The sequence below is a fragment of the Aeromonas sp. 61P genome, assembly GCF_051919545.1.
Classification (GTDB): Bacteria; Pseudomonadota; Gammaproteobacteria; order Enterobacterales; family Aeromonadaceae; genus Aeromonas; species Aeromonas veronii.
The window spans coordinates 229,514-243,597 of the sequence record NZ_JBQBEL010000001.1; the positions used below are offsets into that span (position 1 = coordinate 229,514).

The 14,084-nt window shown below is 58.0% G+C and carries 14 protein-coding genes and 1 riboswitch; of the genes, 7 read left to right on the top strand and 7 right to left on the bottom strand.

The window, feature by feature from the left end; all coding sequences use genetic code 11:
• Positions 1-15: 15 nt before the first annotated feature.
• Both ACTG2O_RS01155 and ACTG2O_RS01160 read right to left on the bottom strand, forming a co-directional pair.
• Complete coding sequence (locus ACTG2O_RS01155) at positions 16-405, bottom strand: hypothetical protein (protein ID WP_019445468.1); 390 nt, start codon at positions 403-405, stop codon at positions 16-18.
• Positions 406-504: 99 nt separating this feature from the next.
• Positions 505-1,047, bottom strand: a complete 543-nt coding sequence (locus tag ACTG2O_RS01160; protein WP_026034942.1) for a fimbrial protein — start codon at positions 1,045-1,047, stop codon at positions 505-507.
• Between the two features lie 840 nt (positions 1,048-1,887).
• A riboswitch (cyclic di-GMP riboswitch) is annotated at positions 1,888-1,974 on the top strand.
• 91 nt (positions 1,975-2,065) lie between these two features.
• Here ACTG2O_RS01160 and ACTG2O_RS01165 point away from each other — a divergent pair.
• From ACTG2O_RS01165 to ACTG2O_RS01175, 3 genes are all read left to right on the top strand, one after another.
• Positions 2,066-2,383 carry a hypothetical protein gene (locus tag ACTG2O_RS01165; RefSeq protein WP_058057921.1) on the top strand — a complete coding sequence of 106 codons (318 nt, stop codon included), beginning with the start codon at positions 2,066-2,068 and terminating at the stop codon, positions 2,381-2,383.
• A gap of 470 nt (positions 2,384-2,853) precedes the next feature.
• The gene (locus ACTG2O_RS01170) at positions 2,854-5,613 is read left to right on the top strand and encodes a collagenase (RefSeq protein ID WP_439975237.1); all 2,760 of its coding nucleotides are present in this window, start codon (positions 2,854-2,856) and stop codon (positions 5,611-5,613) included.
• A 187-nt stretch (positions 5,614-5,800) separates the two neighbouring features.
• Positions 5,801-6,748, top strand: a complete 948-nt coding sequence (locus tag ACTG2O_RS01175) for a SanA/YdcF family protein (RefSeq protein ID WP_019445465.1) — start codon at positions 5,801-5,803, stop codon at positions 6,746-6,748.
• Positions 6,749-6,831: 83 nt separating this feature from the next.
• Here ACTG2O_RS01175 and ACTG2O_RS01180 read toward each other — a convergent pair whose 3' ends face one another.
• From ACTG2O_RS01180 to ACTG2O_RS01190, 3 genes are all read right to left on the bottom strand, one after another.
• The gene (locus ACTG2O_RS01180) at positions 6,832-7,446 is read right to left on the bottom strand and encodes a superoxide dismutase (protein WP_421285866.1); all 615 of its coding nucleotides are present in this window, start codon (positions 7,444-7,446) and stop codon (positions 6,832-6,834) included.
• A gap of 17 nt (positions 7,447-7,463) precedes the next feature.
• Positions 7,464-7,943 (bottom strand): hypothetical protein, encoded by a 480-nt coding sequence (locus ACTG2O_RS01185; RefSeq protein ID WP_005354955.1) that lies wholly within the window; start codon positions 7,941-7,943, stop codon positions 7,464-7,466.
• Between the two features lie 175 nt (positions 7,944-8,118).
• The gene (locus ACTG2O_RS01190) at positions 8,119-9,135 is read right to left on the bottom strand and encodes a chemotaxis protein (RefSeq protein ID WP_005335957.1); all 1,017 of its coding nucleotides are present in this window, start codon (positions 9,133-9,135) and stop codon (positions 8,119-8,121) included.
• A 201-nt stretch (positions 9,136-9,336) separates the two neighbouring features.
• Here ACTG2O_RS01190 and ACTG2O_RS01195 point away from each other — a divergent pair, with 201 nt between their 5' ends.
• On the top strand, positions 9,337-10,056 hold the full coding sequence (locus ACTG2O_RS01195; protein ID WP_019445463.1) for an SDR family NAD(P)-dependent oxidoreductase: 720 nt from the start codon (positions 9,337-9,339) through the stop codon (positions 10,054-10,056).
• Here ACTG2O_RS01195 and ACTG2O_RS01200 read toward each other — a convergent pair.
• Both ACTG2O_RS01200 and ACTG2O_RS01205 read right to left on the bottom strand, forming a co-directional pair.
• Positions 10,043-12,109 (bottom strand): tRNA(Met) cytidine acetyltransferase TmcA, encoded by a 2,067-nt coding sequence (locus ACTG2O_RS01200; RefSeq protein WP_019445462.1) that lies wholly within the window; start codon positions 12,107-12,109, stop codon positions 10,043-10,045. The two genes, ACTG2O_RS01195 and ACTG2O_RS01200, sit on opposite strands and share 14 nt — an antisense overlap.
• Positions 12,106-12,417 carry an HlyU family transcriptional regulator gene (locus tag ACTG2O_RS01205; RefSeq protein WP_019445461.1) on the bottom strand — a complete coding sequence of 104 codons (312 nt, stop codon included), beginning with the start codon at positions 12,415-12,417 and terminating at the stop codon, positions 12,106-12,108. Before ACTG2O_RS01205 ends, ACTG2O_RS01200 begins: the two co-directional genes overlap by 4 nt.
• Positions 12,418-12,553: 136 nt before the next feature.
• On the opposite strand from ACTG2O_RS01205, the gene ACTG2O_RS01210 reads away from it, so the two are divergent.
• The 3 genes from ACTG2O_RS01210 to ACTG2O_RS01220 all read left to right on the top strand — a co-directional run bounded on the left by ACTG2O_RS01210 (position 12,554) and on the right by ACTG2O_RS01220 (position 14,024).
• On the top strand, positions 12,554-12,760 hold the full coding sequence (locus ACTG2O_RS01210) for a bacterioferritin-associated ferredoxin (RefSeq protein WP_005335965.1): 207 nt from the start codon (positions 12,554-12,556) through the stop codon (positions 12,758-12,760).
• 144 nt (positions 12,761-12,904) lie between these two features.
• A complete protein-coding gene (gene bfr, locus ACTG2O_RS01215) occupies positions 12,905-13,381 on the top strand; it encodes a bacterioferritin (RefSeq protein WP_005354959.1) in 477 nt (158 codons plus the stop codon).
• Positions 13,382-13,565: 184 nt separating this feature from the next.
• Positions 13,566-14,024, top strand: a complete 459-nt coding sequence (locus ACTG2O_RS01220; protein ID WP_005354960.1) for a methylglyoxal synthase — start codon at positions 13,566-13,568, stop codon at positions 14,022-14,024.
• Positions 14,025-14,084: the final 60 nt, after the last annotated feature.

Genomic DNA, 14,084 nt, shown 5'->3' on the forward strand with positions numbered 1-14,084 from the left:
AAGCAATTGGTTTGCTTACATATAATTGAGTTCTAACAGCGTCGTACTGTCCGGAAAAAACAGCTGACTGCTGATGAGCCCCAAATTGAATTCCAGATCACTGTTGACGATATCCGAGACAATAAAGCGCTCACCGGATACCTTGTGATATTGGCCGTTATTGAGAATGCCCAGCTCATCGCTCATGGCACCACGCACGGACATGGAAATAAAAGGCAGTGATGCCACCGTCGCCCCGTCAACCTGACAACCGCTGATTTTCAACGTGCCCGGTTGCTGAGCCTGCAGTGGAATGCTGCGCAGCACCTTCAGCGTACAGCCCGATTCGGCTAGTCCATCCGTGAGTTCGTTGGCGTGGACTGATCCCGCCATCATCACCAGCTGCAGCACCATGGCCGCCATCATTGAAGTTTTCATGATTAGGGTTCGATGTGAGGAAACAGAATGTGTGAAGTTGTGGTGGCTCGCACCACCACAACCCTTGTCACACGTTAAGGCACTCTATTACTCGTAGGAGAGAGTAAAGTTGGTCACTGCAGTGAAAGCACCGGCTTTCAGCGGGTTGGTGTCTTGTTTTGCATAGCCTTTCAGCACGGCGCTGAACGGCAGTTCGTTATCACCATTAACCAGGGTAAAGGCTGAAGTCGGAGTACCCAGCACGATCGGAGCACCACCCGGAGCGGTCATCTTGATACCGGCACCAGCGGCGTCACCACCACCGATCACCAGCAGGCTGGAATCTACCGGGTCTTTGGCACCGCTGAAAGTCACCTTGACAGCATCTTCGGCGTCGGAGATTTCACAGTTCAGCAGCTTGATGCTGAACGGCTTGGAGTTGGACTCACCACCGTTGGCCAGCTCTTTGGTGCTGATCTGGCCCATTTCAACTACCTGGTCAACAGACTCAGGGGCTACAGAGCAAGGAGCGTTGATGATTTCACCGTTAAAAGTGACTTTACCGGAACCGGCACCACCAGCAGCAAAAGCGGAGCCGCACAGCAGCATTGAACCAACACCCATAGCAACCAGAATCTTATTAGCTTTCATTCGTTTATACCTACATTAACGTGTGTTGTACTGCATCACTCCAATCATGCTGGAGTCACGATATTAAGTGATGCCGCGATATACTGCACAGCAACTGTTGGCGCTCGTCTCTCATTAAGCCGATGAGAAATCATGCCAATAATAAACTGTGCCTCTTCAGGTTTATTTAAATAAGCAAAAGCAGCACACCGCATCAGGGGTAGTTCCCGCTACACCTCAACTGCACAACTACATACGTCCTTGTCGTCTGTGCAGAAAGCCGCATTCCGCTTTTGCTTGACGAACAAATTAACGACTCGTTTGATGCACATCAAATACATTTTGATTTGTATAAATTCTTTTATAAACACATAAAAAACAATGGCTTAAGCCAACAATAAAACATAAAGCGAGATCATAAAATAAATAAAGTTCATATAAAGGACATCTATTGCAATATTGTCAGACTATGAATTTAAAGTCGCACACAAAATTCCAACAAAAACACAACAAAGATAACCTATCTATTTTTGACAATAGTTATCAACCACTTCATGAATCGCCCCCTAAAGAGGTAATCAGGTAATCAGGTAATCAGGTAATCAGGTAATCAGGTAATCAGGTAATCAGGTAATCAGGTAATAAAATTATTGGCAGCACACACATAAATATACATCTACTACATTACATATTAATCATAGATATGACGCGCTAATATAGAGGCTTGCCCGCAATATTCACAGGCAAGATTTGAGATAAAAAAATAAATATACGTTATTAATTATGCAGACTAACTGTGATCCATCTCTCATGATTTTTAAGCCGATTGATTTCTCAAAGTGGAGTGTTATCATCTAGACATAGAGTAAAGGGCAAACCGATCGAAAGGTCGGGACGCAAAGCCACCGGTCTAAGGGTTTTGATACCTAAGACAGCGGAGCTGCCATCTGAGAAGAGTGATGTTATTGCCGATTTATGGCATTACTCTTTGATTGCGTTGCCCTTTTCGTACAACACCTGTGACGAAAAGGACATAGATATGAAAGCTCAACACACCGCCTCCCGTTTAGTTCGCAAGACAGTTCTCTCTGTATGCACTTCCTTGCTGCTTGGTACCGCCTTGTTGCCATCCACTGCTTCTGCAGCTGATGGCTCAGTGACGTTTACTGGCACTATCTACGAATCTCCATGTGATTTTTCTGACAGCAGCGTGACCTGCTATTCAGGCATGAACAAGCAAACCATGCCTTTGGCTCACTTGCAGCAAGCCGGTCAAATCAGCTCAATTAGCAGCACTATCAGCTACAAAGTGACCAATGCCAGCAACATGGCGATCGTGACTGTCAGCTATCTCTGATGACTCATCTGTAGTGATGCTGAAATTGGCGCGAAACAGATGAGCAGGTGGTGTTGAAAGAAGCTCTTATCAGGTCGCCTGTGCTACCCATACAGGCGGCCAATATCTTTTCATCCCGCCTCCTCACGCACAAATAGCTGGCTTTGCTGATTGAGTCACAAGTCATCATACGCCCAGATAATGTGGCTTAAGCCATAGGAACATCTCGCTTTTCCTGGCCATTTGCTGCATGTCTCGTGTTGATTAAAGGAGATCTGACTCTCACTTTACACAACTAACAACTTCTTCAATAAAGTCGCATGTGAGCCCTCACTACGGCAGTAGGAGTTCAAAAACAGCAAGTATATAAATCAACACTATACCATTGATTTATATGTCATTTAAAAAATCGTTGATATTCTTTTGAGTCCCTGTAAATTGCCTTGCGATTACTCGCAAGACAATACACAAACAAGAACAAAGGGATAAAAATGAACCGTTCAGGTACCGGGTGGCTGCTGCTGGCAGGCCCCCTGCTTTTGGCTACATCCTCGGCGCAAGCCAACTACTCCCCCAATGACTGGCGACAGTATCAGCTGACTGGCGAATCGAGCCGGCAACTGGCCGCGCGCATCACAGAGATCACCTACGAGCTCAAGGCGCGCAGCAACAATGCTCCTTACCAGCAGCTCAGGGTCTACCGTCGCTTCGACTGGCAGAGCAGCGAGCTCGCCGCACTGGCCGAGCAACAGTGTGGCGAGCCGCAGCTCAAGGTAGATGCGGGCTGGCAGATCCGCTTCGTTCGCTGTGAAGATCGGATTCCTGCGGGCAAGCTCATTCCGGCCAGCAGTTATGACTTCGGTTATGGCCTCAAGCAGGGTCGCTGGGAGCAGCTGGCGGGCACTCCGACCGCACAGCGGCAGGATCGTCTGCCGCTGCCGCAAGCCATCATCCTGGGTCAGAGCGAAAGGGAGCTGGATCGCTGCGAACTCAACGCACAAGGCCGCTGCGCCGAGTCGGAGTGGCACTATCAGCCGCAGGATTGGCAGCAGTTGCAGGTACTTGAAGAGACCCCGAGTGAGCGGGATGGCCGGTTGGAGCAGATCTTCTTCCGCCTGCAGCCGGTGGCAGGCAGTCAGGCTGCCGCTCAGGTCAGCGAGATCCACGTCTGGCGCCGCTATCAGTGGCAGCTGGATCAGCTCACGCCTCAGCAAGAGTGTGATGAGCCACAGGAGCGCAAGGAGGGGAGCAACACCATCCGCTATCGCATCTGCCGTCAGGTGATCCCCGCTGGCAGCGAGGTTCAGGTAACGCTGCAAGATAGCGGCTACCAATACCCGGTCGCCGGCAGCGAGTGGCAACCCCTGCCAGAGAGCAAAGCGTGGCAGGAGAGCCGGGTGCTCAATCGCCCCATCGTGCTGGCCAGCAAGGAGGAGCAGCTGGAGTGCCGCCGCGCCAACGGTCGTCTCTGCTCCGAGCCAGAGCAACCCGATGTGGATCTGCTCGACAGCGATGCAGCCAAACTGGTGGCCGACGTGAGCGGCCAGAACAGTCCTGCCTGGCAGGCGGATTACGGCCACGATGACGCCAAGCTGATGGCGGTGGTGCGCGGCATGCGTGCCCTGCTGGCGGCCAACCAGCCGACCCATCCGGCAATGGACAAGCTGCTCTACTATGTGCGCGCCCATAACTACCATGGCGGCGTTGGCAAGGAGAGTGATCAGGCCGCCCGGGCACTGGCCGGGGTGATGATTGATCTGCTCAACCACCCATTGCTGCTGGGTGCCGAACCACAAGATCAGGCTGGCACAGTGCTGGAAGCCTGGAGCGTAGCGGCGCAGGGACAGCTTGGCCAAGCCGCCTTCCGCCAGAGTGCCGCCCCCATGCTGGCCCAGCTCAACCAGGCGCTCGGCTATGCGGTGCAACATGCGGCACAGATCAATGGCCACAAACCCTGGGCCGATGGCCTGTTCGAGCTGCTCAATCTGGTCGATCAGAGCGCCTCTTACGGTCAGCAGGCTGACTTCAGCGCAGCTGTGCTGCAACAGGAGGCGGCATTGCGCCAGAGCCTGCTGCAACTGGGCCTGAGCGAGCTGGCCCTCTGGAAACAGCGCGATGGCTCACGGGATCTGTTTATCTTCAACAACATCCTCGATGCCCATAGCCGCCTCTACCAGATGATGCGCTACCTCCATCACACCAGCCCGGATAAGGCGATCGCCTATCGCCAGCAGCTGGATCGCGATGTCATCGCCATCATGCGCCAGCAAGGGCTGATCCCGGGCGGACAGCATCCGGCTGCCATGCTGGAAGAGGTCTCCCTGACCCTCTCCAGCTACTACCTCACCTACACGGATCGCACCAGCGAAGCCTGTGTCAGCGGCGAGTTCGCCGGGCTTTGTACCCAAATCCGCATGGAAGATATTCTGCCGTTCGAGCACACCTGCTCGCCCACCCTGCGTCTGCGCGCCCAGGATCTGACCTTAGCTCAGGCCGAAGGGATCTGCCGCGAGCTGGGTGATGAAGAGCAGCGCTTCCACCAGCAGATGGAGACTGGCTGGCAACCGGTGGCCGATGATCACAACGAAGCGCTGGAGCTGGTGATCTTCAACTCCTCCGCCGACTGGGGCCGCTACGGCAGCGCGCTGTTTGGCGTCTCCACCGACAATGGCGGCATCTATATCGAGGGGGATCCGGCTCGGCTCGGCAATCAGGCCCGCTTCTTCGCCTATGAGGCGGAGTGGAAACGCCCTGCCTTCCAGGTGTGGAACCTGCGCCACGAGTACGTTCACTATCTGGATGGCCGCTTCAACCAGTACGGCAGCTTCGGCCACTATCCGCTCAACCGCACCACCTGGTGGGCCGAGGGGATTGCAGAGTACATCGCCCACGGCCAGTGCTTTGCCCGGGGTCTGGATAACGTGGCAAACCGCCCCGCCAACCAGCGCCCGACACTGGCGGCGATCCTCCACCTTGACTACGACCAGGGTGGCGAGATGGTCTACTCCTGGTCCTATACCGTTCACCGCTTCCTCAACGATACCGGTCGCGGCGCTAGCTGGCTGGCGCTGGCACAGGCGCTGCGCAATCCGGATCGACAGCAGGCGATGAGCGACTTCGAAGGGGAGCTGGACCGGCTGATCGCCAACGACAGCGACGCCTATCAGGCATGGCTCGCCCGGGATCTGCTGCCCTGGTGGCAAGCCAACAAGGAGTCCGACGCCTGCAAGGGTAACGACTCCGCCCACTGATAAACCTTCACCGACCAGAGGGGCTGCCACCGCAGCCCCTCGCTTTATCCTCCCGCTCTCCCGGCCTCTGCTGCGACAACCTCTGCCCGAGTGAGGTGCCCGCCCGTTATCAAGCCTGACGCCAGCGGCCGAGTTGTAATAGAATGCCGATAGCCACTCCCAACTTCAGACCCTGACCGCACCGCGCATGAAGAAGTTTGCCAAGATCCTCCTCGCCTGCCTCGTTTTGCTGCTGGCCCTGATTGCCATGCTGCTGGGCTACAGCGAGTGGATCGTCTCGGATGCCCGTCACTACACCTACGATCAGGTGGACAAGGTGCCCTACAACCGGGTTGCGGTGGTGCTGGGCACCTCCAAATATCTCTCCGGTGGCGGCCCCAACCACTACTTCAAATACCGTATCAAGGCGGCGGCCGAGCTCTATAACAATGCCAAGGTGGACTTCATCATCGTCTCCGGTGACAACGCTACCGTACAGTACAACGAGCCACGCCAGATGCGCCGCGCCCTGATCAAGGCGGGTATCCCCGCCTCCGTCATCTATATGGATTTCGCCGGATTCCGCACCCTCGACTCAGTGGTTCGCGCCAAAGAGGTGTTCGGCCAGGAGCGCTTTACCGTGGTCTCCCAGGGCTTTCATAACGAGCGGGCCATTTTCATCGCTCGCCATTTCGGTATCGATGCGGTCGGCTTCAATGCCGAGGATCCCAGCGCCTATCAGGGGATCCGCACCCGGGTGCGGGAAGTCTTTGCCCGCCTGATGGGGCTGCTCGACCTCTATGTACTGGACAAGGGGCCCAAGTTCCTCGGGGCACCTGTGCCCATCGGTCTGCCTGTGCCTTGCCAGTCACTAAGTACCATCGGCAGTCTGCAACCCTGCCTAAAACAACCCAAACCGGCGCTGGATGAGGCCAAGCCAGCGGCAGTCTCTGCCGCGGTTGCCACCGAGTCAGCAACTTCGTCTGCCTCGGCAACGACTGAGCCGGTCACTCCTGCTTTATCCGCAGCGGCAACGACTGATCCGGTCACTCCCGCCAAATCCGCGGCAGAAACCACCGCAGAGGCGCCCAGTGCGGCCTTGCCCACAATGCCGATGGCCCCTTCAGCAGCCAGCGTCAGCACTGCCACACCATAAACAGACGACCCGCCAACTGGCGGGTCTTGTTATTACAGCGCAGGTTGTGGCGGTGAGCCTGCACACCCATACCCAGCGACAGGTCAGCCTCGCGCCGCCTGATAGCGGCGGGCCACTTCGGCCCAATCCACCACCTGATAGAAGGCTGCGATATAGTCAGGACGCTTGTTCTGGTACTTGAGATAGTAGGCGTGCTCCCACACATCCAGCCCCAGGATCGGGGTATGGCCATGCATCAGAGGACTATCCTGATTGGCACTGCTCTCCACCTGCAATCTGCCCGCCTTGTCCACCACCAGCCAGGCCCAGCCGCTACCAAAACGGCTCAGGGCAGCCTGAGTGAAGGCCTGCTTGAAGGCATCGAATCCCCCCAATTCCCGCTCGATGGCCAGAGCCAGTTCACCGCCCGGCTCACCGCCCCCCTGCGGGCTCATCACCAGCCAGAACAGGGAGTGGTTGGCATGGCCGCCGCCATGGTTGCGTACCGCCCCCTGCAAGGTGACAGGCAGAGTATCGAAGCGGCGCAGCAGAGCCTCTACCGGCATTGCGGCCAGCTCTGGCGCCCCTTTCAGCGCGGCGTTGAGGTTGTTGATATAGGTCTGGTGATGACGGCTGTGGTGGATCTCCATGGTCAGTGCATCGATATGGGGTTCCAGTGCGTCGTAGGCATAGTTCAGGGCTGGCAGGGTATGACTCATGATGACCTCTGTTCGGATTAATGGAGCCGGGATGAGGGCTCGCTCTGACACAGGCAGTGACCGAGCGAACGCATGATCCCGGCGTGGCTGCCGTGGCGCTGTACGAACGTCAGCAACTCGGCACGGGTTGTGCGGGTATGGCGCAAAGCAGCCTCTCGCAGGCGAGAGGAGCAAGCGGGGGAGTGACAGGTCGCCAGCAGGCAGTCGTGCACATAGCAGAGCAGGTCGGCGGCGCGATCTGGCAGAGTCATGGCCACCAGCAGATCCGCCAGATTGTGGTGAGCCACAACCAGCGCAGCCACCGCCTCATCGGCGTCATGCCACTGCACCAATTGCTGACGAGCCAGCCACAGCGCCTGCTGATAATGAGCCAGCGCCTGATGATACTCGCCGCAGTCAAACAGCCGGTTGCCCTCTCGGGTCTGCTGTTTCCAGTGACTCATGCTGCTGCCACCTTCGGTCGACTCGACCCACCCCTTCACCCAGGTTGCTGTCATATGCTTCACACCAACAAATGATAATAATTATCATTACATAAATCATGTCCGGGAGACAAGGGGCGTCGGGATCGCAGCAAACAGCCAAAACAGCGCGGCCACTCCTTGGCAAGGAGTGGCCGCTTGAGGCAACCGGTCAGTGGATTCGACCGGCCAATTGCAAGTTAACGGCAGGTCAGATGTTGTTGGCGGGCGAAGGCGGGGCGATCCCCAGCAGCATATGGTCCATCATCCCCACCATGCGCCCTATCTCGGGCTTGGTGATGGTATCGTTGGCCCCCAGTTGCAGCGCTTTCTGGCGGTTGTCATCGCTCATCAGGGAGGAGAACATCACGATGGGCATCTCCTTGTAGGAGGGGGTATCCCGCAGACGCTTGAGCAGGTGCATGCCATCCATGCGCGGCATCTCCACATCGGTGATCACCGCATTGACGAAGCCGGTCACCGGCATTCTCTCCTCCTGGGCCAGACGATCGAAATCCGTCATCATCTCCAGCCCCTCTCCCCCGTCCTTGGCCGTAATCACGTTGTAGCCAGCGGTGCGCAGGGTGGTCTCGATCATCTTGCGGATAAAGGCCGAGTCGTCCACCACCAGAATTGTTTTGCCCTGTCGCAGCGCCATCATGCGATCGTCGATAAGCACTTTGCGATCCTGGGTGACGTCGTACTTCTCCATGCTGAGCTCGGGGTTGATATCGGCGATGATCTTCTCGAAGTCGAGGATCATGATGAGGTTGCCATCGCGCCTGACCACGGCCACCACGCAGTCGTTCTCCCCCGCCTCCAGAAACTGGCTGGGGGACTCCACATCCTCCCAGGAGACCCGGTGGATCCTGCTGACGCTATCGATCAAAAAGCCGTTGGCCATCTTGTTGAAGTCGGTGACGATCACCACCTTGTGGCTGGGGTCAGGGTTGGTCTTGATGCCGAGCCAGCCCGCCAGATCTACCAGGGGGATGAGGCGATCCCGCAGTGAGAATACCCCCACCATATGACGCTGGGCATTGGGGTAATCGGTTGTCTCCGGCACCCGGATCACCTCGCGCACCTTGGCGACGTTTATCCCGTAATAAGCGGTTTTTTCACGACCGTCCGGTAGCTGCTTCTTGAGGTGAAACTCGATGATCTCAAGCTCGTTGGTGCCACTTTCGGTCAGGATAGATTTACGCTCTTCCCCATCTTTGGACATCATGGTGACTCTCATTCTGGTTGCGCGGGCAGCAGACCGCTGCGGTTTTCCCTCAGTATAGGAATGGAATTCACCCAACGGCTCGGATCTCGGCAAGATTGCAGCGTTAACCGCTTGATCCCGTAGGCTGGCGGGATCGTATCTGCCAATCAGGACAACATTGGCGGATGGTGAAATCCATCATGTACTCACAAGGAGCCTGAGATGAGTGAAGGCATAGTCGTGATTGGCGCTTCTGGCGGTATCGGGGCGGCTCTGGTGACACACTGGTTGGCGGCGGGTGTCGGGCCAGTGATTGCCATCAGCCGCCAGCCCGCACCTGCTGGCCTCTCATCGCCGGGTCTGCACTGGCTATGTTGTGATTACAGCGATGAGCAGATGACAGAAGTGGTGGCGCGCATCGCGGAAGTGGTGCCGAGACCGCACAGGGTGGTGATCTGCAATGGCATCCTGCATCAGGGGGAGATCCAGCCAGAGAAGCGACTAGAAGCAATCAATCTCGATGCCATGACCCGCTTCTACCAGACCAATGCCTTGCTGCCGCTGCGCTGGATCAGCCAGTTGTTACCGCTGTTTGGCCGCGAGTCTTGCACCTTGGCCGTTCTCAGTGCCCGGGTCGGCAGCATTGGCGACAACCGAGCAGGCGGCTGGTATGGCTATCGCGCATCCAAGGCAGCCCTCAACATGCTGCTCAAGTGTGCCGCCATCGAGCTGGCCCGGCGGGCCCCCGGTGTCAAATTGCTGGCCTTCCATCCCGGCACAGTGGATACCCCACTCTCCCGCCCGTTTCACGCCAATGTACCGCCAGAAAACGTGCAGAGTCCCGAGCTGGTAGCCGACCATCTGATTAACCTGATGAACCGGCTGCAACCGGATGGCGAGCTGAGCTTTCTCGACTGGCAGGGCAAACCTATCGAGTGGTAGAGGAACTCAAGAGACGCGCCAGCAGCGCCCGCAAACTCTTGATCACGGCGGGCTTGCCCGCCAGCTGCAACCTAGCAGCCAGCGCCCCCCACTCTGCGTATTGCCAGATGGGGGCAATCAGCAGAGCACGTTCGTCAGGAGTCAGTGAAGCCAACACAGCCAGATGGCGTGCCAGCCAAAACTGCAGGCTGCATTGGCTCAGTTCAAACGGCTTGTGATGCAGGGCAAAGCATTCAATCTCGTCGCGCTCGAACTCGCCAAGCTCAGCCGCGGTGACGGTACTGCCTTGCAAACATCGCCATACCAGCTCGGGATCCAATCCTTTCAGCTCGCCTGCCAGCAGGGTCGGCAACTGGCGTAAAAAACGCTGCTGCCACTGATCCATCTCGGACTCATGCTCGGATTTAAGCGCCTTTAGCAGCAAGGCAGCATGGCAGCCGCTGGCGGCATCCCGTTGCAGGCCGATGCGCAGCACCGTCAGTCCTGCCTTGCGCCAGAAGGGGAGCAGGTCGGCGCTGGCCGAAAAAGCCGAGCCAAGGTAATCGATCCCCGCCTGACGATAATGTTCTTCAAGCCTGCCAAGCAGCAGCGACCCCAACCCGTGGCGATGCAGCTCGGGATGGATGGCGATACGCATCACCCGGGCGTAGCTGCGCCCCCCCGCCGTTTTGAAACCGGCGTGGGCCAGCAACGACTGGGGCAGCAGATGGCCGCGCGGACGGCGACGCCCGGCCCAGATCGCCTCGGCCAGCTCGGGTTCTATTCCCCCTTCCCGCGCCACCAGCGCCACTCCCAGCAGGCACACATCCTGCTCCAGCAGATGGATGTCGAGATCCGGACTCTCAAGCAGGGATCTGAGATCGCTCGGCGTAGTCTGGTAGTGGGCCAGCACCAGCAGGCCGAACAGCTGGTTGAGCAACTCCTCGTCGCTCGCCAACGCCCCCTGACTGACCAGACGCCAGCTCGGGCTGGTCGGCGGCAAGGGCATTGCGACTTCGGCATTGAGGCCGAGCAGGCGGAAAATCAGCGGCTCCAGCGGATCGCGCTCACTCCAGCGAATGGGTTCAGAGAGGTGGATCTCCTGCCACTCCGGGGTCTGACTATCAAGCACCCGTTTGAAACGCAGGTGAAAACCGCGACCCGTCCCCTCGTAACCGTGCTCGGTAGTGGCAAACACGATGCGACTGTGGCGGGCCAACATGGCTTCGAGCAGCGGGGTCGGAATGGCGGCCGCTTCATCCACCAGCAGCAGATCGGGATTCATCGCCTCGTGCACCAGCCGATCCGGCGAGCAGTAGTTCAGTCCGGTCAGCTGTTCAGGCGTGGTATCTAGCCCGCGAGCTGAGTGGGCAAACAGGGTCGCTACCGTTGCCTGCGAGGGGGCCGTCACCACTATGTTCAGCCCTGGCTGCTGGCGCAGCAGCTCGGCGGCAGCCAGCCCCAGCAGCGCACTCTTGCCACGACCGCGGTCGGCACTCAGCACCAGCGGCCGACGACGATGGCCGTGCAACACCTTGTGGATGGCGGGCAGTGCCCGTGTCTGATCGCAGCTCAGCCTGCGCTCCGGCCCAATCGGTTGCCACGGCTGCGAGCAAACCGGCGGCTCCAGAGAGAGGGCAGGATCACCTACCAGCAACCGCACCAGCCGGGCGATAAAACCGTGACCGGCCCGGCTCGCCTCTTCCGGCTGGGCCACCAGCCGGATCCGGTCAGGATCCGGCCATGCAGGCCACTGTGCTCTGGGCGGCGTTAGCAGCAACAGCAAGCCACCGGCGCATAGAGTACCTGCCAGCGCCCCGAAGGCATCGGGGTGAAAGCCGCTGAAGGCATTGAACACCAGCGTGTCGCACTCCTGACCGAGCCGCTGCAGCGCCTTGGCGGCAGGTTGCGGGGCATAGCACTCGGGCCCCGCCCCCAGCCAGAAGACGGTCTCGCCGAGCAGGGATTGGGCGCGGGCAATGCACTCGGCCTCCTCCCCCTCCAGCCAGATCAGTCGCCGCTCACCGGCGCGGGCCAGCGCCTCGCGCAGCAGGGTGACCTCTTGCAGTGTCATGAAACTTGGCTGTCAGCCGGTTTGCGGGGCTCGAACATGCGATCTCCCATCTGATCGATAAAGGTGTGGGCCTTCTGCACCATGAAACGCTCGGCATCGGCCGGATTGGCAAACAGATCGGAGCGGATGAAACGGTGGGTTTGCAGCACGCCGTCCAACTCCTTGGTGATGCGGCCAGCCAATCGGTACTGCCCCCCTTCCGCCATGGGCTCCGGATAGATGAGATAACCGGCATATTCGGTGGGAGTGACTTCCGGCGCCTTGGTCGGCTCGCCCCCGAACAGGGCGCTGAACAGTTTCTTGAGCATGGTGATCTCCTCTGGTTGCCAGCATTGTCCCCAAGGGGTTGCACAGTGGCAAGCAGGGGATCTTATTACCAATGGTTATTTGCACTACGAACCATTCTCATTTAGATTTCATCTCATTCCACAAGAGGTGACCATCATGTACGTCTGTTTGTGCCGCGGCATCACAGATACCCAGATCCGCAAAGCGGTGCAGTCAGGTAAAAGCGAATTCCGCCAACTCAAGCAGTCGCTCGAGGTGGGCGCCCAATGTGGAAAATGCGTGCGCATGACCATGGAGATCATTGCCGCCGAGCTCGACAAGATGGAGCAGGAGCAACCCGTGCTCTACTACGAAGTGGCCTGATCCGGACACCTCTTTTCTGATGCGACCCGCCAACAGGGTCACCTCTTTTCTCAGGCGAGCTGGCTCGCCAGACCCCTTGTTGTCACTTTTCTGGACTAAACTCTAACGATCGGAGCCTCAGGCACGAACCAAGGAGCACTGTCGATGAAAGGAGATCCCAAGATCATTGCCCACCTCAACAAGGTGCTGGCCAATGAGCTGATTGCCATCAACCAATACTTCCTGCACGCCCGCATCTACGATGACTGGGGCCTCAAGGCGCTCGGGCACAAGGAGTATCACGAGTCCATTGATGAGATGAAACACGCCGACGAGCTGGTCAAGCGCGTGCTGTTTCTCGAAGGGCTGCCCAATTTGCAGGATCTGGGCAAGCTGCGTATCGGTGAAACGGTGGAAGAGATGCTGCGCTGCGACCTCTCGCTGGAGATGGATGCCATCCCCGACCTCAAGGTAGCCATCGCCTATGCCGAGTCGGTGCAAGACTACATCAGCCGCGACCTGTTCCAGGAGATCCTGGAGGATGAGGAGGAGCATGTGGACTGGCTGGAGACCCAGCTAGACCTTATCGATCGCATCGGGCTGGAGAACTATCAGCAGTCGCAACTGCACCACGGCTCCTGAGCCAGCAGGCCAGCAAGCAAAGAGACCCGCCAGCGCGGGTCTCTTTATTTGGGCCGCCATATTTGAGTCGCATGACCCGAAAACTTTTCGACAGGATCACAGTTAATACGCCCGACACAGCATCTGTCATGGCTTTCGATTAGGATACGGCTCTCTTCCAATAACAATGCTACGGACGATTTCCATGGAACAGATTGCACGCGAGATGGCGCCCCACAAACGGGTGGCACTGGTGGCTCACGACAACATGAAGACCCCTCTGCTGAACTGGGTGATGCGCCGCAAGGAGGAGCTCAAGCTCCACCATCTCTATGCGACCGGCACCACCGGCACCATGCTCGGCAAGCAGGCGCAACTGCCCATCACCTGCCTCTTCTCCGGCCCCATGGGGGGCGACCAGCAGCTCGGCGCCCTGATCGCCGAAGGGAAGATCGATGTGCTGATCTTCTTCTGGGATCCCCTCAATGCGGTGCCGCACGATCCGGACGTGAAGGCGCTGCTGCGCCTTGCGGCGGTCTGGAACATCCCGGTCGCCACCAACGAAGCGACCGCCGACTTCATCATGGACAGCCCCCATATGCGGCAAGCGTTCAGCGTGCAGATCCCGGATTACGCCGGTTATCTGAAGGCGCGCACCGAGTGATCGGCTAACCCTCATGCAAGAGGGCCGCAACAAGCGGCCCTCTTTAATTGGGAAAATGAA